The sequence below is a fragment of the Sporanaerobacter acetigenes DSM 13106 genome, assembly GCF_900130025.1.
Classification (GTDB): domain Bacteria; phylum Bacillota; class Clostridia; order Tissierellales; family Sporanaerobacteraceae; genus Sporanaerobacter; species Sporanaerobacter acetigenes.
In genome coordinates, this window is sequence record NZ_FQXR01000008.1 from 58,532 (window position 1) to 77,248 (window position 18,717).

General features: G+C 30.1%; 19 protein-coding genes and 1 riboswitch. Of the genes, 16 read left to right on the top strand and 3 right to left on the bottom strand.

The window, feature by feature from the left end:
- From BUA21_RS09175 to BUA21_RS09215, 9 genes are all read left to right on the top strand, one after another.
- Nucleotides 1–693, top strand: a complete 693-nt coding sequence (locus BUA21_RS09175) for a zinc metallopeptidase (RefSeq protein WP_072744529.1) — start codon at nucleotides 1–3, stop codon at nucleotides 691–693.
- A 61-nt stretch (nucleotides 694–754) separates the two neighbouring features.
- On the top strand, nucleotides 755–2,101 hold the full coding sequence (rsmB, locus tag BUA21_RS09180; RefSeq protein ID WP_072744593.1) for a 16S rRNA (cytosine(967)-C(5))-methyltransferase RsmB: 1,347 nt from the start codon (nucleotides 755–757) through the stop codon (nucleotides 2,099–2,101).
- A 54-nt stretch (nucleotides 2,102–2,155) separates the two neighbouring features.
- On the top strand, nucleotides 2,156–3,202 hold the full coding sequence (gene rlmN, locus BUA21_RS09185) for a dual-specificity RNA methyltransferase RlmN (RefSeq protein WP_132995901.1): 1,047 nt from the start codon (nucleotides 2,156–2,158) through the stop codon (nucleotides 3,200–3,202).
- A gap of 27 nt (nucleotides 3,203–3,229) precedes the next feature.
- A complete protein-coding gene (locus BUA21_RS09190) occupies nucleotides 3,230–3,967 on the top strand; it encodes a Stp1/IreP family PP2C-type Ser/Thr phosphatase (protein WP_072744530.1) in 738 nt (245 codons plus the stop codon).
- A gap of 14 nt (nucleotides 3,968–3,981) precedes the next feature.
- The gene (gene pknB, locus BUA21_RS09195; RefSeq protein WP_072744531.1) at nucleotides 3,982–5,913 is read left to right on the top strand and encodes a Stk1 family PASTA domain-containing Ser/Thr kinase; all 1,932 of its coding nucleotides are present in this window, start codon (nucleotides 3,982–3,984) and stop codon (nucleotides 5,911–5,913) included.
- A 15-nt stretch (nucleotides 5,914–5,928) separates the two neighbouring features.
- On the top strand, nucleotides 5,929–6,807 hold the full coding sequence (rsgA, locus tag BUA21_RS09200) for a ribosome small subunit-dependent GTPase A (RefSeq protein WP_072744532.1): 879 nt from the start codon (nucleotides 5,929–5,931) through the stop codon (nucleotides 6,805–6,807).
- Between the two features lies 1 nt (nucleotide 6,808).
- Nucleotides 6,809–7,456 (top strand): ribulose-phosphate 3-epimerase, encoded by a 648-nt coding sequence (gene rpe, locus BUA21_RS09205; protein WP_072744533.1) that lies wholly within the window; start codon nucleotides 6,809–6,811, stop codon nucleotides 7,454–7,456.
- A gap of 49 nt (nucleotides 7,457–7,505) precedes the next feature.
- Nucleotides 7,506–7,606: riboswitch (TPP riboswitch) on the top strand.
- Nucleotides 7,607–7,682: 76 nt separating this feature from the next.
- On the top strand, nucleotides 7,683–8,225 hold the full coding sequence (thiT, locus tag BUA21_RS09210) for an energy-coupled thiamine transporter ThiT (protein ID WP_072744534.1): 543 nt from the start codon (nucleotides 7,683–7,685) through the stop codon (nucleotides 8,223–8,225).
- 20 nt (nucleotides 8,226–8,245) lie between these two features.
- Nucleotides 8,246–8,881 (top strand): thiamine diphosphokinase, encoded by a 636-nt coding sequence (locus BUA21_RS09215; protein ID WP_072744535.1) that lies wholly within the window; start codon nucleotides 8,246–8,248, stop codon nucleotides 8,879–8,881.
- Nucleotides 8,882–9,193: 312 nt separating this feature from the next.
- Here BUA21_RS09215 and rpmB read toward each other — a convergent pair whose 3' ends face one another.
- Nucleotides 9,194–9,385: a 50S ribosomal protein L28 gene (gene rpmB / locus BUA21_RS09220; protein ID WP_072744536.1), complete on the bottom strand. Its 192-nt coding sequence runs from the start codon at nucleotides 9,383–9,385 to the stop codon at nucleotides 9,194–9,196.
- 209 nt (nucleotides 9,386–9,594) lie between these two features.
- Between rpmB and BUA21_RS09225 the strand changes: the two genes are divergently transcribed.
- From BUA21_RS09225 to BUA21_RS09250, 6 genes are read left to right on the top strand one after another with little or no spacing between them, the layout of a single operon-like run.
- Nucleotides 9,595–9,951 (top strand): Asp23/Gls24 family envelope stress response protein, encoded by a 357-nt coding sequence (locus BUA21_RS09225; protein WP_072744537.1) that lies wholly within the window; start codon nucleotides 9,595–9,597, stop codon nucleotides 9,949–9,951.
- Between the two features lie 18 nt (nucleotides 9,952–9,969).
- Nucleotides 9,970–11,622 carry a DAK2 domain-containing protein gene (locus tag BUA21_RS09230; RefSeq protein ID WP_072744538.1) on the top strand — a complete coding sequence of 551 codons (1,653 nt, stop codon included), beginning with the start codon at nucleotides 9,970–9,972 and terminating at the stop codon, nucleotides 11,620–11,622.
- Between the two features lie 54 nt (nucleotides 11,623–11,676).
- On the top strand, nucleotides 11,677–13,740 hold the full coding sequence (recG, locus tag BUA21_RS09235) for an ATP-dependent DNA helicase RecG (RefSeq protein ID WP_072744539.1): 2,064 nt from the start codon (nucleotides 11,677–11,679) through the stop codon (nucleotides 13,738–13,740).
- Between the two features lie 57 nt (nucleotides 13,741–13,797).
- Nucleotides 13,798–14,358: a 16S rRNA (guanine(966)-N(2))-methyltransferase RsmD gene (gene rsmD, locus BUA21_RS09240; protein WP_268801911.1), complete on the top strand. Its 561-nt coding sequence runs from the start codon at nucleotides 13,798–13,800 to the stop codon at nucleotides 14,356–14,358.
- 16 nt (nucleotides 14,359–14,374) lie between these two features.
- Complete coding sequence (gene coaD / locus BUA21_RS09245) at nucleotides 14,375–14,863, top strand: pantetheine-phosphate adenylyltransferase (RefSeq protein WP_072744541.1); 489 nt, start codon at nucleotides 14,375–14,377, stop codon at nucleotides 14,861–14,863.
- On the top strand, nucleotides 14,863–15,309 hold the full coding sequence (locus BUA21_RS09250; RefSeq protein WP_072744542.1) for an ATPase: 447 nt from the start codon (nucleotides 14,863–14,865) through the stop codon (nucleotides 15,307–15,309). Before coaD ends, BUA21_RS09250 begins: the two co-directional genes overlap by 1 nt.
- A gap of 3 nt (nucleotides 15,310–15,312) precedes the next feature.
- On the opposite strand, the gene ylbJ is transcribed toward BUA21_RS09250, so the two are convergent.
- Entirely contained in the window at nucleotides 15,313–16,530 is a 1,218-nt protein-coding gene (ylbJ, locus tag BUA21_RS09255; RefSeq protein ID WP_072744543.1) for a sporulation integral membrane protein YlbJ, read from the bottom strand.
- Between the two features lie 121 nt (nucleotides 16,531–16,651).
- Here ylbJ and BUA21_RS09260 point away from each other — a divergent pair, with 121 nt between their 5' ends.
- Complete coding sequence (locus tag BUA21_RS09260) at nucleotides 16,652–17,452, top strand: patatin-like phospholipase family protein (RefSeq protein WP_072744544.1); 801 nt, start codon at nucleotides 16,652–16,654, stop codon at nucleotides 17,450–17,452.
- On the opposite strand, the gene BUA21_RS09265 is transcribed toward BUA21_RS09260, so the two are convergent.
- A complete protein-coding gene (locus tag BUA21_RS09265; protein ID WP_072744545.1) occupies nucleotides 17,453–18,706 on the bottom strand; it encodes a nucleotidyltransferase in 1,254 nt (417 codons plus the stop codon).
- Nucleotides 18,707–18,717 lie beyond the last annotated feature (11 nt).

An 18,717-nucleotide genomic window follows, 5' to 3' on the forward strand; every position in this document is an offset into this window, starting at 1 on the left:
ATGTATGGTGGATATTATTATGGTGGATCCGGAACATATTTGTATTTGCTCATTCCAGCACTAATATTGTCTCTATATGCACAGGCCAAAGTAAACAATACTTTTAGCAAATACCTTAGGGTATCTAGTTATTCAGGCTATACGGGTAGAGAAGTGGCTAGAATGATATTAGATAGAAATGGTTTATATGATGTAAGAATAGAACAAGCTGGGGGACAACTTACAGATCACTATGATCCTAGAACCAAGGTTATCAGATTGTCTTATGATGTATACAATGGAACTTCAATAGCTGCATTGAGCGTAGCTGCTCATGAGGTAGGCCATGCTATTCAGCATGGAGAAGGCTATTTTCCATTGATTTTAAGAAATAATATTGCACCTATTGCGAGTATTGGGGCAAGATTTGTATGGATTTTTATTTTGTTAGGTTTTGCTATAAGTCCATTATTGTTAGAAGTAGGGATAATCTTATATTTGGGCATAGTTCTTTTTCAAGTTGTTACTTTGCCAGTAGAATTTAATGCAAGTAATCGGGCTTTGGCACAATTAGAATCTGGAATTGTGTCTGCAAATGAAATAGGTCCTGCAAAAGAAGTTCTAAAGGCAGCTGCATTGACTTATGTAGCTGCAACATTGGTAGCGATAGGTCAGCTTTTAAGACTTATTTCATTATCGAATAGAAGAGATTAAAGGGGGTTTGCCCCCTTATTTTTTTGTTATATTTGTGTATAATGTTTTTGGAGGGAATGAAATGACAAAAAATGCTAGAGAAGTTGCTTTAAATATATTAATAGAAATAGATGAAAAAGGTGCATATTCGAATATTGTTTTAAATAAAATTGGAAGAGAGAAATTAAGTAAATTAGATGAAAATTTTGTTAGGGAGCTGGTATACGGTGTATTAGAAAATAGATTGTATTTAGATTGGGTAATAAAAAAATTTTCAAAGATTAAATTAAAAAAAATTGAACCAATCATATTAGAAATATTGAGAATGGGGGTATATCAAATCGTGCTTATGGATAAAATTCCAGATAGTGCAGCAGTTAATGAATCAGTTAAATTAGCAAAAAAATATTCTCATATTGGTTCTGCGAAGTATGTAAATGGATTGCTTAGAAATGTATCTAGAAATAAAGATAGTATTAGAGAAATAGATTTAGAAGATAAAAAAGAGTATTTAAGGATAAAGTACTCACATCCAGAATGGATGATAAATAGATGGCTAGAGGAATTTGGAGAAGAATTTACGGAAGATTTGTGTAGGGCAAATAATACTAGACCTAAATTGAATATAAGGATCAACACATTGAAAATAAAAAGGGAACAACTAAAATATATATTAGAAAGTAAGGGTTATATTGTTTCTAACACCAACTATGCTAGTGACGGATTGATAATAGAGAATCCACAAGGAATTATAGATATTGAAGAATTTAAAGCTGGTTTCTTTATCATACAAGATGAAAGCAGTATGCTTGTATCTCAAATTTTGGATCCTAAGGAAGGTAGTCTGGTTTTAGATTTATGCAGTGCTCCAGGAGGTAAAACTACTCATATTGCTCAAAAAATGAATAACCATGGGAAAATTTTAGCTAGAGATATTTATGAACATAAACTAAAACTAGTTCAGGAAAATTCAAATAGACTTGGAATAGATATTATTAAAACAGAAAAATTTGATTCTATAGAATTAGATGAAAATTTAATTGAGAAAGTAGACTATGCATTGATAGATGCACCATGTACTGGATTAGGAATGATACGAAGAAGACCAGAAATAAAATGGAATAGAACAGAAAACGATATTGTAAATATGAGTGATATTCAGTATAAGATATTAAAAAATGCTAGCAAATATTTAAAGTCTGGGGGAACACTTGTGTATAGTACTTGCAGTATAGAAAGAGAAGAAAACATTGATATTATAAATAAATTTATTAGTGAAAATGAAGATTTTAAATTAGTTAGTGTTGACAATTTATTGGATTCGAAGGAAAATGTAAGCACAGCTAAGGATGGATATATTGAGTTATTTCCACATATACATGGTACTGATGGTTTTTTCGTAGCCAAACTTTTAAAGAATTATAGATAAATTTTTGTTGACTGTGATATAATATTTAATTAAGAAAAAGTTAGGAGGGGTTTTTTGTACTATAATGATTTAAAGTCCTTTTCTTTAGATGAAATGAAATCAATATTCGTTGAAATGGGACAAAAGGAATATAGAGCAATACAAACTTTTAAATTTATACACCAAAACATGGTGAATTCCATAGAAGATATAACTGTTCTATCTAAAAGTCTTAGGGACAAGCTGAATGAAAATTTTAGTATTAGCGATATAAGTATTGCTGAAAGATATGATTCAAAACTTGACAATACAAAAAAATATTTGTTTAAGTTGGAGGATGCCAATATAATTGAAAGTGTTGCTATGGAATATAAACATGGAACAACTGCTTGCATATCAACTCAAGTAGGATGTAAGATGGGATGTGCTTTTTGTGCTTCTACAAAAGGAGGCCTTATAAGAAATTTAAGTTCTGGAGAAATACTTAGCCAGGTATATAATATACAGAATGATTTAGATATAAAATTAAGTAATATTGTTTTAATGGGAAGTGGCGAACCCTTAGATAATTATGAAAATGTGATTAAATTTTTAAATATATTGCATGATGAAAATGGCCAAAATTTAAGCTATAGAAACATTACATTATCTACTTGTGGGGTGGTGCCTAAGATATATAAATTGGCAGAACAAGAATTGCCAATTACATTGTCTATTTCTCTTCATTCACCCTTTAATGAAGAAAGAAAAAGGATAATGCCTATAGCAAAAGCTTATTCATTAGATGAACTTTTAGAGGCCTGTAGATATTATATAAATAAGACCAATAGAAGGATAACTTTTGAATATACTTTAATCAAGGAAATAAATGATAGAAAAGAGGATTTAAACGAATTAAGTAGAATACTAAAAGGACTTCTTTGTCATGTAAATTTGATTTCCTTAAATCCAATTGAAGAATTTGCTAAAGACAAAGCTAATAAAAATACTATCGAAATGTTCAAAAGAGAATTAACTAAAAGTGGGATTCCAGTTACCATAAGAAGAGAAATGGGTTCAGATATAAATGCTGCTTGTGGACAATTAAGGAGAAAATACATAAGTAAAGAAGATCACATCTAGGCTCAATTTATTTAGTGAGGTGATGGTATGCAAATAGGAGTTTGTTCAGACATAGGAAAAGCTAGGGAAAATAATCAAGATTCTTATTTTTACTCTCAAAGAATGGATTTTCCGCTATTTATAGTAGCAGATGGTATGGGAGGACATAAAGCTGGTGAAGTAGCTAGTTGCATGGCAGTAGAAATAGTTAAAGATTTTTTTCTTGATAAAAAGAAACAAAATTTATTAGACAATGAAGAAAATCTAATATCTTTTATCGAAGAATCTATTAATAGAGCAAATGATAAAATCTACAAGAAAGCTATAAGTAATGAACAATACAACGGAATGGGTACAACTTTAACTATGGCATATTTTTTAAATGGTAAAGTTTTTATTGGTCATGTTGGAGATAGTCGAGCTTATTTGGTTAGAGATAATGGACTTATGCAATTAACTGATGATCACTCTCTTGTTGCAGAACTGGTTAAAAAAGGCAGTATAAGTAAAGAAGAAGCTCAATATCATCCACAGAGAAATATTATAACTAGAGCAGTAGGGACAAGTGAAGAGATAGATGTTGATATTAAATTTGTAGAAATAAAAAATGATGATATACTTTTGATGTGTACTGATGGATTAACTAGTATGATTGAAGAAAACGAAATTAAAAATTTGTTATTAGTTGGAAGTAATATGCAAGAATCATGTAATGATTTAATTAAAAAGGCTAATGATTTGGGTGGGCTAGATAATATAACAGTAATAGCTATGAAAATTGTATGAATTGGGGTGACAAAATGATTGGAAAAGTTTTGGGTGGACGTTATGAAATAATCGAAAAAATTGGCGGCGGAGGAATGGCTGTAGTATATAAGGCTAGATGTAGGCTGCTTAATAGATATGTGGCTGTAAAGGTATTGAGAGAAGAATTTATAAATGATGAAGAGTTCATAAATAAATTTAGGCGAGAATCTCAAGCTGCTGCTAGTTTATCTCATCCTAATATTGTTAGTATCTATGATGTTGGGATGGAAGATGATATTTATTATATTGTCATGGAATATATAGATGGAAAGACATTAAAAGAAGTCATTGATGAAAAAGGAAAATTGACAGCCAAAGAAACAATAGAGTATTCGATTCAAATTGCAGAAGCGCTGGAACATGCACATAGGAATCATATTGTTCATAGAGACATAAAACCTCACAATATTATGGTTACACGGGATGGCAGAATTAAGGTAACTGACTTTGGCATTGCAAGGGCGGCAAACGCAAGTACTATGACTAATACTTCTACTGTGATTGGATCTGTTCATTATTTTTCTCCAGAACAAGCTAGAGGAAGATTTACAGATGAAAAATCAGATATCTATTCTCTTGGAATTGTAATGTATGAAATGATAACTGGAAAGGTTCCATTTGAAGGTGAAAGTCCTATATCAGTAGCATTAAAGCATATACAAGAAGAAATTGTACCACCTACAGAAATTGACAGTAGTGTGCCTAAAAATATTGAATATATAATTATGAAATGTGTTAGAAAAAATCAAAATGAAAGATATCAAAATGCTAGTGAACTCTTAAAAGATTTGAGAAAAGTAAAATACTCTAAAGAAGACATGAATTTTGTAGATAACATAGATACGCTTGATTCAGCTACTAGAATCATACCTATAGTGAAAGATGAGGGAGAAAATGAGGAAATGAAAACTAAACCTAAGAAGAAGAAATCAAACAAAGGTAGCAACAATGGCGGGAAAAGGGTAATTTTTTGGGCTGTATTTCTTGCTTTTTTATTGACAACAGGATTAGCTTTTGGAATTTATAAATTTAAAGATGGGTTTTCATCAAAAGAAATAGAAGTTCCAGATATTGTAGGGTGGGATGTAGATAAGGCTAGAGAAGAAATTGAAGGAATGGGTCTTAAATTTGAAGTAGAAGATACAGTATATAGTAGTGAGTTTGAAGAAAATAAGATTGTTTATCAAAGTAAAGAACCAGGTACAGTTGTTAAGAAAAATTATCCAATTAAAGTGAAGGTAAGTAAAGGTGGAAAATTAGTCAAAGTTCCAAATTTAATAAATAAAGATATCAATGAAGCAAGCTTATTGTTAAAAGAAAGAAGTTTAGATGAAGATGTTGAGTTTAGAAATGATGACAAAATTCCTATAAATATAGTCATAAGCCAAGATCCTGAGCCTTATGAAGAAGTAAAAGAAGGAACTAAAGTGAAATTGGTTGTGAGCCAAGGCCCAGAAAAGAAAATGACTATTATGCCTAAGCTAGTTGGGATGAAAGAAAATGAAGCTAAAAGGGCAATAGTAGCAAATAGATTAGTATTAGGTAAAGCTGACCCCCAATTTAGTGACGAAGTTCCAAAAGGTACAGTTATATGGCAGAGTTATGAAAGTGGAACAGAATTAGAAGAAAATACTGTAGTTGATATATATGTAAGCGATGGACCAGAAAAGAAAAAAGACGAAGAAAAGAGTAATGAAAATCAAAACGAGGAAATACCTATGAATCTTAGTATTAGTCTTCCTCAAGATAGAAGCCAGACAGAAGTTAAGGTATTTAGAATACAAGATGGTGTGACTGAACAGGTATATAATCAAGTACACAATGTGACTGAAGAAAATTTAATTATTCCTGTTAAGGGAAAGCCAAATGCAAAATTTGATGTGTATTTTGATGGTAATTTTTATGATACTTATGGCAAACAATAAAATCAGGAGGAATATATGCTAGAAGGAACTATAGTTAAAGGTATTGGTGGCTTTTATTATGTAAAAACTTTAGATGGTATATATGAATGTAGAGCAAGGGGAGTTTTTAGAGAGAAAAATATTACTCCCCTTGTTGGGGATAAAGTTATAATCAGAGAAAAAACTACAGATAAAACAGGTTATGTAGAGGAAATATTGGAAAGAAAAACACAACTTCATAGGCCACCAGTTTCGAATGTAACTCAAGCTGTAATTGTTATGAGTATAAAAAATCCAAATCCAAATTTATGGTTACTGGACAGGTTTTTGCTATTGGCGGAGAAAGAAAATTTATATATAACAATTGTGTTTAATAAAATTGATTTGGAAGAGGACTTAAAGACCAATATTTTTATTGACACATATGCTAAAGCAGGATATAGAGTAATAACTACAAGTTGCAAAAAATCTATTGGAGTTGAAGAACTGAAGAGTATTCTTAAGGATAATATAACAGTTTTTGCGGGACCTTCAGGTGTGGGAAAGTCTTCTTTGATAAATAAAATTCAGCCAGGATTAGAATTGAAAACTGGTGAAATAAGTGATAAAACTAAAAGAGGTAAACATACTACTAGACATGTAGAACTTATGGAATTAGATATTGGAGGATACATATTAGATACTCCTGGATTTAGTTCTCTAAATATTGATTTTATTCAAAATGTAGAAGATGTGCAGTACTATTTTAAAGAAATTAAAAAATATAGCCATATGTGTAGATTTAATAGTTGTTTACACATAAATGAACCAGAATGTGAAGTAAAAAGGCAAGTAGAAGAAGAAAATATAGGAAAAACTAGATATGAGAATTATTTGAGCTTTGTAGATGAGATAAAAAGTATTAGGAGGTACTGATATGGCAAAAATTTCACCGTCTATTTTATCAGCGGATTTCAGCAATTTAAAAGAAGAAATAGGAAAAGTTGAAGAAGGAGGAGCAGATTTTATTCATCTAGATGTTATGGATGGTATTTTTGTTCCAAACATTACTTTTGGACCACCAGTTATCAAAAAAATTAAAGCTGTCACAGAAGTTCCTTTTGATGTACATTTGATGATCGATAGACCAGAAAGGTATATTGAAGATTTTATAGTAGCTGGTGCAGATATTATCACTGTTCATGCAGAGTCTACTACACATTTACATAGAACTATTCAGTATATAAAAAGTTATGACAAAAAAGTGGGCGTGGCATTGAATCCTTCTACTTCACTTGAAAGTATCGAATATGTTCTTGAGGACATTGATATGGTATTGATAATGACAGTAAATCCAGGTTTTGGTGGACAATCCTTTATACCAGCAATGAAAAGAAAAATACAAAGATTAAGAAAAACAATAGATGACAACAATTTAGATATTAAAATAGAAGTAGATGGAGGAGTTAAATTAGACAACGCAAAGGAAATCATAGATTTAGGTGTGGATATATTAGTTGTTGGTTCAGGAATCTATGGTGCGGAAGATGTTGTTCAACGAACAAAGATGTTTAAGAATATTTAATGTACATTTTTGGCTATTTGTGATACAATTAATTTGAATTTAATTTAATATGTAACACTGGGGGAGCCTTTTGGCTGAGAGGGAACTAAAATTCCGACCCTTGAACCTGAACTAGGTAATACTAGCGGAGGGAAGTGATTTGTCAGTTTGTATACAAACCCATTACCTTACTTCAGGTGATGGGTTTAATTTTTAAATTAATTATATTTATAGGAGGATGAGGAAAATGGAAAAGAAGTGGAATGTAAAAATGCTTGCTGAAGGAGGCATAATGATTGCATTAGCAACATTATTGAGTTATGTCCGAGTATTTAAAATGCCTCAAGGAGGTTCAGTGACAGCAGGGAGTATGATTCCAATTATGATTTTTGCTATGAGATGGGGAGTAGGACCTGGTATACTTGTAGGAAGTTTATATGGAGTGTTGCAATGCATTCTTGATCCACAAGTATATTATCCTATACAGTTTTTTTTAGACTATCCAATTGCTTTTGGATTTTTAGGACTTGCTGGTATTGCTAAATTGGATAATAAGAGTATGCATAAGCAAAGTTATCTTCTAACAATTTTGGGGGTATTATTATCTATAAGTGGTAGATTTGTTTCACATTTACTTTCAGGTGTTATATTTTTTGCTGAATATGCCGGAGAACAAAACCCTTGGGTTTATTCAGCTATATATAATGGAAGTTACTTGTTGCCAGAGTTTATTATTTCTACTATAATACTTATATTACTATGGAAACCTCTAAGTAATATAAAAAAATAAATGGAATTGGAAGGATTTTCATGAAAGGACTTATTGTTTCGAATGGTGAAATTTCAAATCTAAATTTGTTAAAATCTATTGCTAAAAGTGTAGATATGATTGTATGTGCCGATGGAGGTGCAAATCATATTGCTAAAATTGGTTTTATACCAGATTTGGTAGTTGGCGATTTGGATTCTATAAATGATGACACTTTAAATATTATAAATACTGAAAATGTTCCTATCCTGAAATATAGTACTCATAAAGACTATACAGATACGGAATTAGCAATTGAATATTTAATAGATAAAGGAATGGATGAAATTATCTTTATGGGCGTTACTGGCTCAAGAATTGATCATACATTGGCTAATCTATACTTATTAAATAAGCTACTTAAAAGAGATATAAGAGGAATAATAGTTGATGATAAAAACACAATTTATATAACTAATAGTGTTTTAGAATTAAAAAGGAAAGAAGGAACTTTCGTTTCTGTAATTCCTATTAGTTCTAATGGAGCCAAAGTGACTTTAAAAGGGTTTTTGTATGAAACAAATGAAGTTTTATTTGAATTTTCCTCTACTTTGGGTGTCAGCAATCAGATTGTCAAAGAAAAAGGAATTATAGAAGTTTTAAACGGCACTTGCCTCGTTATTGTATCTAAAGATTAAGCCCCTAAAAGGGGCTTTTTTCGTAACAATCTTTTTTGGAACTAACTATTAATCAAAGAATAATATGTAGTATAAGTTATTTATGAGGTGGTGTTTATGAAGAAATTTTGGAAAAGACATTTTCGCAAGTATTCAAATAAAAAAATATTAGGAATAATTTTGGTGCTTATTGGGATCTTAATTATAGCAAAAGTTATTCCAATGAGTTTTTGGTTGTTTTTAATTGGCTTTGTAATAATGATTTTTGGAATATATCTTATAAAATGTGGATAAAAAAAGGCTTCCTTTGCGTGACATTGGAAGCCCTCTTTTTTAAAGTGCTCTAGTAACATTTCCAGATCTAAGGCATCTTGTACAAACATAAATTCTCTTTGGAGAACCATCTACAATAGCTTTAACTCTTCTAACATTAGGAGCCCAAGTTCTGTTGTTTTTCTTATTTGAGAAAGTCACTTGATTTCCATAGACTTTTCCTTTTCCACATATTTCACAATATTTAGCCATATAAAACACCTCCTTAAATGACTGTTGCAAATATTATTTTAAACAGTACATATATTTACATAAGATAACACAATATATTTTAACACAATAGGTGAGATTATTGCAATATAGATTTAAATATAAAAACTTAAATTGGCAATAGTTGAACTATTTAATACAATAAGGTAAAATATAAACATGAGCAAATAAAAATTAAGGAGGAGATTTATATGCCAGGTAAATTCACAACTAATCTTGGTTCTGTTAGTATAGATGATAATGTTATAGCAACTATTGCAGGACTTTCAGCTATGGAATGTTATGGTATTGTGGGAATGGCTAGTAAAAATGCAACTGATGGTTTTTTTGAAATGGTAAAATGGGAAAATTTATCAAAAGGTGTAAAAATAATTTCACAAGAAAATGAGGTTAATATTGATTTACATGTGATACTCCAATATGGAGTAAAAATTTCAGTGGTTGCAGGAAATATAATTGAAAAAGTAAAATACAATGTAGAAAATTTAACCGGATTAAAAGTGGGTAATATAAATGTATATGTACAAGGAATCAATGTTCAAAAGTAGTATAGGGAGGTAAAAGATTTGAAAATTCAGTTTGTAGATGGTATTTTACTTAAAAAAGCATTTATTGGAGCAGCTAATTTTTTGGAACAAAGCAAAGAGGAAGTCAATGCGTTAAATGTATTTCCTGTACCAGATGGAGATACTGGAACAAATATGTCTTTAACTTTTCAATCAGCTATGAAGGAAATATTGAATTTAAATGAATATAGTGTTGAAAAGGTAGCGATGGCAGCTAGTAACGGTTCTCTTATGGGTGCGAGGGGAAATTCTGGTGTTATATTATCTCAGCTTTTTAGAGGACTAGCTAATGGACTGAAAGGCAAAGAAAAAGCAGATGCAAAAGAATTAGCCAAAGCTTTTAAACTTGCTTCTGATACTGCATATAAAGCTGTAATGAAACCTACTGAAGGGACTATACTTACAGTTGCTAGAGAGTGCGCTGAAGCCGCAATTACTTTGTCTAAGAATGAAAAAGACATTGTTATTTTTTTAGATAAGGTAATTCAACAAGGCAATATTGCCCTCAATAAAACCCCTGATATGTTGCCAGTACTTAAAGAAGCTGGTGTAGTTGATGCAGGTGGAAAGGGATTGATGGTAATACTTGCTGGTGCTTTTAAAGCCTTGACCACCAATGGAGAAATAAAATATGAAACTGTAGCAAGCAAAAAATCTGAAGACACACATTTTAAAAAGGAACTATCTACTGGTGAAATAAAATTTGGTTATTGTACTGAATTTATTGTCAAAAATACTAAGGAAGATGTAGAAAATTTCAAACAAGAACTTTCAAAATATGGTGACTCTCTTTTGGTTGTAGGAGGAAATGATCTTATTAAAGTTCATGTTCATACCAATAATCCTGGACTAGTATTAGAGAAAGGATTATCCATAGGAGAGTTACACGACATAAAAATTGATAATATGAGAGTTCAGCACAGGAATTTGCTAGTTGAGGAAGATTGTGATTGTATTGACAACAAGGTGATAAATTTAAATGAAAAAAAAGAAAAAAAGAAGTATAGTTTTATCACTGTAGCTATGGGAGATGGAATTGCTAGTGTATTTAAGGATTTAAATGTGGACTTTATAATACCTGGTGGTCAAACTATGAACCCTAGTACTGAAGATATACTAAATGGAATAAAAGAAGTTGAAGGAGAAGATATAATTATACTTCCTAACAATGGGAATATAGTATTGGCAGCAGAACAAGCTCAAAAGATGAGTGAAAGAAAAGTTCATGTATTTCCAACTAAAAGTATTCCAGAAGGCATATCTGCACTACTTGCTTTTAATGCAGAAGTTAATGTTGAAGAAAATCTAGATAATATGAAATCAGCAGTACAGAATGTAAAAACAGGGCAAGTAACTTATGCTGTTAGAAATACTGAGATAAATGGAACAAAAATCAGTAAAGATGACATAATAGGAATATGCAAAGGTGATATCAAATCTTCCGGTAAAGATATTCAAGAAACATCTTTAGAATTACTTAAAAAAATGGTTGACGAAGATACTGAATTAATAACTATATTTTATGGAAATACTATTGAAGAAAAAGAAGCCAATAAACTTGGAGAATTGGCAGAGAAAGAATTTAAGGATTGCGATATTGAAGTTATTTATGGAGGTCAACCAATATATTATTATATTTTTTCAGTTGAATAATCATTTATCCCCTACTTTAAAAGGTAGGGGAAATATATTGTTTGAGGTGTTATAATGGATAGATTGTCCATGTCAGTTCAATATGTAAAAGGAGTAGGACCAAAGAGAGCGAGCAAATTGAGAAAGCTAAATATACATACTGTAGAAGATCTGATTTATTATTTTCCAAGAAGCTATGAAGATAGAAGAAACTTTAGTAGAATCAGAGATTGTTCTCATGGACAGAAAGTAAGTTTAAAAGTGTATGTAGCAGGTTATCCTTCTGTTTTAAGACCAAGAAAAAATCTTTCTATTTTGAAGGTACCTGTAAAAGATGAGACTGGAATAGCTTATTTAATATGGTTTAATCAAGACTATCTAGCGGATAAATTTAATATAGGCGAAGAATTAAATGTAAATGGTAAAATAAAAAGGATTGGAAATGAAGTTCAAATTTCAAATCCTGTTTTTGAAAAGAAAAATAGTTACAAAGATAAAGTTGGTAGTATTGTACCTATATATTCACTAACTGAAAATTTAACCAACAATGAAATGGTTTTAATAATGAAAAATGTTTTAAAAGACTACATAGATAAAATAGTGGAGATTTTTCCTAAAGACATGTTGTCAAAACTTGATTTGATGCCAGTAAAACAAGCAATTTTAAACGTCCATTTTCCTAAAAATGGGGAAAGCTATAAAAGGGCAAGAGAGAGATTAGTTTTTGAAGAACTGTTGGTATTGCAATTAGGTCTTTTTATGATAAAGAACAATGTCAAATTTGACAATTTAGGAATTAAATTTGATGCAGTTGAAGAAGTAGAAGACTTTATATCTAGATTACCTTTTCAACTTACTAATGCACAAAAAAAAGTTTTTAAAGAAATTGAGAAGGATATGGAATCTGATAAGCAAATGAATAGATTAATTCAAGGCGATGTAGGTTCAGGTAAAACTGTAATAGCGGCACTTGCTATGTTTAAGGCATGGAAATCTGGTTATCAATCTGCAATGATGGCACCTACGGAGATTCTTGCCTCACAGCATTATGAAAACATAAGCCACATGATGGAAAAATACGGAATGAAATGTGAGTTATTAGTAGGTAGTTTATCTAACAAAAAGAAAGAGGAAGTTCTAGATAAGCTTAAAAATGGTGAAATAGATATACTAGTTGGGACTCATGCAATCATTCAAGATAATGTTCAGTTTAAAAATTTAGGTCTTGCTATTACTGATGAGCAGCATAGATTTGGTGTTAGACAGAGAGCTATATTTTCACAAAAAGGATTAAATCCAGATATAATTGTCATGACTGCTACTCCTATTCCAAGAACTTTGGCTTTGATATTGTATGGGGATTTGGATATTTCAATAATTGATGAATTGCCTCCTGGAAGAAAAGCAATAGAAACTTATGCTGTTGGTTTCAATATGTTAGGAAGAGTGAATGAATTTGTGAAGAAACAAATTCGTGAAGGCAGACAAGCTTATATAGTTTGTCCACTTATTGAAGAATCTGATACATTGAATATACGTGCAGCTTTAGAAATATATGATAAATTTAAAGATGAAACATTTACCGATTTTAAAGTGGGCTTACTTCATGGCAAAATGAAAGCAGATGAAAAAGACAATATAATGAATAAATTTAAAGATGGAAAGATTGATATACTTGTTTCTACTACAGTCATAGAAGTAGGAGTCAATGTACCAAATGCTAATATTATGGTTATATATAATGCAGAGAGGTTTGGACTTTCACAGCTACATCAGCTAAGAGGGAGAGTTGGCAGGGGAGAATATCAATCATATTGCATATTGATAAATGAAGGAAACAATAAAGTTGCAAGAGAAAGAATGCGAATAATGCAAAAAACTAATGATGGATTTAAAATATCAGAAAAGGATTTAGAATTGCGAGGTCCTGGAGAATTTTTTGGAACTAGACAACATGGACTACCTGATTTGAAAATAGCTAATTTATTTACAGATATGGAAATACTAAAATTGGCACAAAGTGAAGCTAGTAAAATAATACTTAAAGATCCTCATCTAAAAGATGAAGAGTATTGTTTAATTAGAGAAAAGATTAAAATAATGTTTAAAGATAAAATAGACGATATAATATTTAATTAATAATTGTTTTATTATAAATTGAAATTGTGTTAAAATGAAATTATTAAAAGGAGTGATTTGTTGAGAATTATCTCAGGAAGCAAAAAAGGTTATAAACTTAAAAGTCCAAAAGGACTAGATACTAGACCAACTCAAGATAGAATAAAGGAATCGCTGTTTAACATATTAGGCGATATAAGAGTGGAAGCAAAAGTATTAGATTTATTTGCTGGTTCTGGAGGAATAGGCATAGAATTTCTAAGTAGAGGAGCTAATGAATGTTATTTTATAGATAATTCCCTTTCAAGTATAAAAATAATTAATGAAAATTTATATGAAACAAACTTAAAATCTAAATCATATGTTTACAAAAATGATGTTTTTAAAGCTATTAAAATTTTAGGTAAGAAAAACATCCAATTTGGCTATATTTTTATGGATCCACCCTATGAGAAAGGGTTAATATTAGAAACATTAAAAATAGTTTGTGAAAACAATATTTTAGAAGATAAAGGCATTATAATAGGAGAACATGAAAGTAAGCTTTTGATAGATAAAAGTGTACTTTGCTTAAATGAAGTGGATAAGAGATTTTATGGTGACAAGGCAATTACATTTTATATGAAAAAGCAGAATTAATTGGGGAGGTAAATTCATGATAGTAATATACCCAGGAAGCTTTGATCCTGTAACAAATGGACATTTAGATATAATTGAAAGATGCTCAAAAAAATTTGATAAAGTCATTGTTGCAATATTAAATAATTCTTCAAAAAAAACTTTATTCACAGTAGAAGAAAGAACAGAATTGTTGAAACAAGCAGTTAAGAAATATGATAATGTAGAAATTGACAATTTTTCTGGGCTTCTTATAGATTATGCTAAAGAAAGAAACGTTACTACTATGGTCAGAGGATTAAGAGCAGTTTCAGATTTTGAATATGAGATGCAGATGGCATTAGTAAATAAAAAACTGTATGGAGACATTGAAACTTTATTTATGGTTTCAAGTGGCGAGTATGCATATTTAAGTTCTAGTATAGTAAAAGAAGTTGTAATGTTTGGTGGGGATGTTTCTTGTTTGGTTCCTAATGTAGTTGAAAAAGCTTTAAAAGAAAAGTTAAAAGGGGGTCAAAGTAAATAATGGACGTATTGGAATTAATTGATGAATTAGAAGATATTGTTGAGGACAGTTCGTCAGTACCTTTTTCTAGCAAGGTTATGGTGGATAAGGGAGAAATATTGGAGATTGTTAAAGAGATAAGGATACAATTGCCGGATGAGTTGAAACAAGCTAGTTGGGTAAAGGAAGAAAGACAAAGAATACTTGCAGAAGCTCAAAAAGAAGCAGATACAATTGTTGGAGAAGCACAATCTCATCTTGAAGAGTTAATAGAAGAAGATGAGATTACAAAGAAAGCACAAGAAAGAGCTGAAGAAATTTTGTCAAAGGCTCAAACAAATGCAAAAGAAATAAGACTAGGTGCAGTAGAATATGCAGATAGTATCTTGACTGAGACTCAATTAAACCTAAAAGATTTAATTGATATATTAGATAAAAATAGGCAAGAATTGCGAGGAATGAAATAATATCTATTTATTTAATATTATATTATTTATTGAACTCATTATAAATCCATACAGTAAAGCAAAAATTAACATATAGAGTCCTAACTGAAGTGATATTTTCAAAGTGTCTAACCACTTTGGAAAAGTTATTATTTCTAGGTAATTTGTTTCAAAGCTAAAGGAAGTATATACTATATTTTTATATTTTAAATTATATAATAGGTATGAAAAGCCTGCTGAAAATAATCCATGTAGCAATTTTGAAAACATATACAATTTGCTATTTAAATCTGTGCTATTGATAAAACTCATGGCTTGACTATGGATAGAAAATCCACTCCAACTAATTAAAAAATTTATTATGACTATTTTAAATAAAAGAGATACTCCATTTAATTCTGCAATTTCTTTGCAGCCTATAGTTATTTCAAGCATACCTGTGAGTAAACCTTTTATCACTTCAGGATTTAAGTTTAAAGGAAGTATAATATTAAAAATTTCAGTAAAAATGTTGAAGAAATTTGATATATATAGTATTTCTACTAGTACAGAATAAAACACAATGAAACCACCAACTATAATTATAGAAGAGACTCCATTTATAACGCCATCAGATAGTATTTTTCCAAGATTTCTATTATCTTTATTTTTTGCTTGGAAAAGTTTTCTAAAAGCATTTTTAAAGAGATTTTTATTAGGTGAAGAATTTATTTTTTCATCTTTCATCTTGTAGAATCTAAATAGTACACCAACTGCAATTGCACCTAAATAATGTGGATATACTATTAGTGGGCTTATTAGTGGGTTGTTTAGCATACCTGTAGATATGGCACCAATCATGAATAGAGGTCCTGAAGTACTTGAAAAGGAAAGAAGCCTTTGGGCTTCAGATTTTGATATTTTTTTATCTTTTCTTAATCGTGTTACAAGTTTTACACCTACAGGATAACCAGAGGTAATACTCATGGCAAAAGGAAATGCACCTTTTCCAGATACATTAAATATAGGAACCATTAGAGGCTCTAGCAATACACCTATAAAATCTACAAAACCTAATCCTATAAGTAATTCAGAGATGACTAAAAAAGGGAAAAGTGATGGAACAACAATATTTATCCACGCCAATAGCCCTTTTGAAGCTGCTTTTATACAATCTTGAGGGTGTATTATTATATTATACAATACAAACAAGCTAATCAATATATATATTATAGTTGAGATATTATTTTTTTTGATTTGCATATTGATAATGCCTCCATTTTTTTAATAAGCAATAGAAAATTTCTAGTTTTCTTATATATTTATATTTAATTGAATTTAACAATATGATTTTTTTAGATAATGTGCCTAAGAGGTGATTTTAATGAACGATGAACCTAAAATTGGTATAGCTTTAGGATCTGGATCTGCTAGGGGTTTTGCTCATATTGGAGTATTAAAAGCCCTTGAAGAAAATGATATTTATGTGGATATGGTTTCTGGTAGTAGTGCTGGTGCCTTGATTGGAGGACTATATTGTTGTGGAATTGATCCAGAAATGATAAAGAATTTGGCCATTCAGATAGATAAAAAGATTTGGATGGATTTTACTATTCCTAAGACGGGAATTTTAAAAGGTGAAAAGATAGAAGAAATACTTAAAATAATTACTGGAGGGAAAAATATTGAAGATTTAGATAAGAAAATAATTATTGTTGCTACAGATCTGCAAAATGCAGAAGAAGTTGTATTTACTACGGGACCAGTATACAAGGCTATTAGATCAAGTATATCAATTCCTGGAATTTTTGAACCTGTAGTTTATAACAGTAAAACATTAGTCGATGGGGGAGTTGTAGATAGAGTCCCTATTTCTATTTTAAAAGATGTAGGTGCTGATGTTGTCATTGCAGTAGATGTAGGGTTTAGTAGTTATCAAAGCAGAGTATTTCAAGTTTTTGATATAATTCAACAATCTATGGATGTTATGGCCAAAAAAATAGTTGAATTAGATAAAATATATGCTGATGTTATAATAGAACCTCAACTTTCTCATATAGATTCTTCAGAATTTGAACGAGTAGATGAATGTGTTGAAATCGGATATGAGGCTACTATAGAAAAAATAGATGAAATAAAAAATGCTATAAATAGTTATATGAAAAAAAACTCAGGGAGCTATTAATCATCCTTGAGTTTTTATATATGGAGATGTGGTAAAGTCTTTATTTCCGTATCTGTTTTTTTCATCATGTAATCCTAAGAAAAATAAATCTGTAGCTAATTTATCATAATGAATCATTTCTTCTAGCATAGAATCATGGTATTTCTTGTAATCGCTAAATTTATTTATAATGGGGATTGTTGTATTATTTTTTATTTCTTTTAACAATTTCATACCATTTTTATTCATGCCTAGAGCTCTTATATATTTTGGATATACATTGTTTAGTCTTAAAAAAGTGGGTTTATCTAAGTTTAGCATTAAATGAGCAAGTATTCTTTGGATTCTTGTTCTTGTATACCTTTTTGTAACTATATTATCAATTACTTGATTTATGTCATTGTATTTAAAACTATATTGTATAAGTCTGTTTTCTAATCCATCTTCCATATCCATTATTTTTGACAAATATTTTTTATCAGTAGTTCTTAAAAGGTATAGAAGTATTTGGGAATAGTTTTCCAAAGCATTTAAAGAACTATATTGAGATAGATAATTCACAAGATGATTATAAGTGTTAGAAGGAATATAGCTTTTTAAATCGCTCAAATTGTTTTTTAATGCTTTTTTCCTTATGGCAGTAGCACTTGCTATTTTATTATTTAATTGCTCTTCTTTATATTCACTACCGATTCTTTTAATTGTTATGGGTACTATGTCAATATTGTATTTGTAAAGAGCCTTTAAATATTCTATTCCTAATATGTTGTTTGGAGAATTCATTATTGATGCTGGATTTAAATTTATATTAGTATCATTTTTAAAATATTCGTCAATAGCCATGCTCCTGGAAACAGGAAATGAATTGCCCTTATCTAAATAATATTTAAGCTTTATCTTAAAATTTTTAGGCTCATCTACTAAAATTTCGGCAATTTTCTTTAAAGATTCTATATTTCCCTCTTCACTCCCAAAACAAAGATAATCTACAATATTCAAGCTATCTAAGAGTTTTATACCACCATAGGCAAATAGTTCTGCACTTTGTACTGCATATATAGTAGGCAATTCTAGCACCAAGTCTATTCCATTGTCTATAGCCATTTTTGCTTTTGTCCATTTGTCTACAAGGGAAGGCTCACCTCTTTGAACAAAAGAGCCGCTCATCACAGCTATTGAAAAATCAGAATTTGTGATTTCTTTTGCTTTTTTCAAATGATATAGATGTCCGTAGTGAAAAGGATTGTATTCAGTAATTAAGCCAATAACTTTCATTTATTTCCTCC

What these genes read in the sequence shown, in the direction of transcription:
- BUA21_RS09175 (WP_072744529.1), top strand. Translation starts at nt 1, where the DNA reads ATGTATGGTGGATATTATTATGGTGGATCCGGAACATATTTGTATTTG.
- rsmB (WP_072744593.1), top strand. Translation starts at nt 755, where the DNA reads ATGACAAAAAATGCTAGAGAAGTTGCTTTAAATATATTAATAGAAATA.
- BUA21_RS09190 (WP_072744530.1), top strand. Translation starts at nt 3,230, where the DNA reads ATGCAAATAGGAGTTTGTTCAGACATAGGAAAAGCTAGGGAAAATAAT.
- pknB (WP_072744531.1), top strand. Translation starts at nt 3,982, where the DNA reads ATGATTGGAAAAGTTTTGGGTGGACGTTATGAAATAATCGAAAAAATT.
- rsgA (WP_072744532.1), top strand. Translation starts at nt 5,929, where the DNA reads ATGCTAGAAGGAACTATAGTTAAAGGTATTGGTGGCTTTTATTATGTA.
- rpe (WP_072744533.1), top strand. Translation starts at nt 6,809, where the DNA reads ATGGCAAAAATTTCACCGTCTATTTTATCAGCGGATTTCAGCAATTTA.
- thiT (WP_072744534.1), top strand. Translation starts at nt 7,683, where the DNA reads ATGGAAAAGAAGTGGAATGTAAAAATGCTTGCTGAAGGAGGCATAATG.
- BUA21_RS09215 (WP_072744535.1), top strand. Translation starts at nt 8,246, where the DNA reads ATGAAAGGACTTATTGTTTCGAATGGTGAAATTTCAAATCTAAATTTG.
- rpmB (WP_072744536.1), bottom strand. Translation starts at nt 9,385, where the DNA reads ATGGCTAAATATTGTGAAATATGTGGAAAAGGAAAAGTCTATGGAAAT.
- BUA21_RS09225 (WP_072744537.1), top strand. Translation starts at nt 9,595, where the DNA reads ATGCCAGGTAAATTCACAACTAATCTTGGTTCTGTTAGTATAGATGAT.
- recG (WP_072744539.1), top strand. Translation starts at nt 11,677, where the DNA reads ATGGATAGATTGTCCATGTCAGTTCAATATGTAAAAGGAGTAGGACCA.
- coaD (WP_072744541.1), top strand. Translation starts at nt 14,375, where the DNA reads ATGATAGTAATATACCCAGGAAGCTTTGATCCTGTAACAAATGGACAT.
- BUA21_RS09250 (WP_072744542.1), top strand. Translation starts at nt 14,863, where the DNA reads ATGGACGTATTGGAATTAATTGATGAATTAGAAGATATTGTTGAGGAC.
- ylbJ (WP_072744543.1), bottom strand. Translation starts at nt 16,530, where the DNA reads ATGCAAATCAAAAAAAATAATATCTCAACTATAATATATATATTGATT.
- BUA21_RS09260 (WP_072744544.1), top strand. Translation starts at nt 16,652, where the DNA reads ATGAACGATGAACCTAAAATTGGTATAGCTTTAGGATCTGGATCTGCT.
- BUA21_RS09265 (WP_072744545.1), bottom strand. Translation starts at nt 18,706, where the DNA reads ATGAAAGTTATTGGCTTAATTACTGAATACAATCCTTTTCACTACGGA.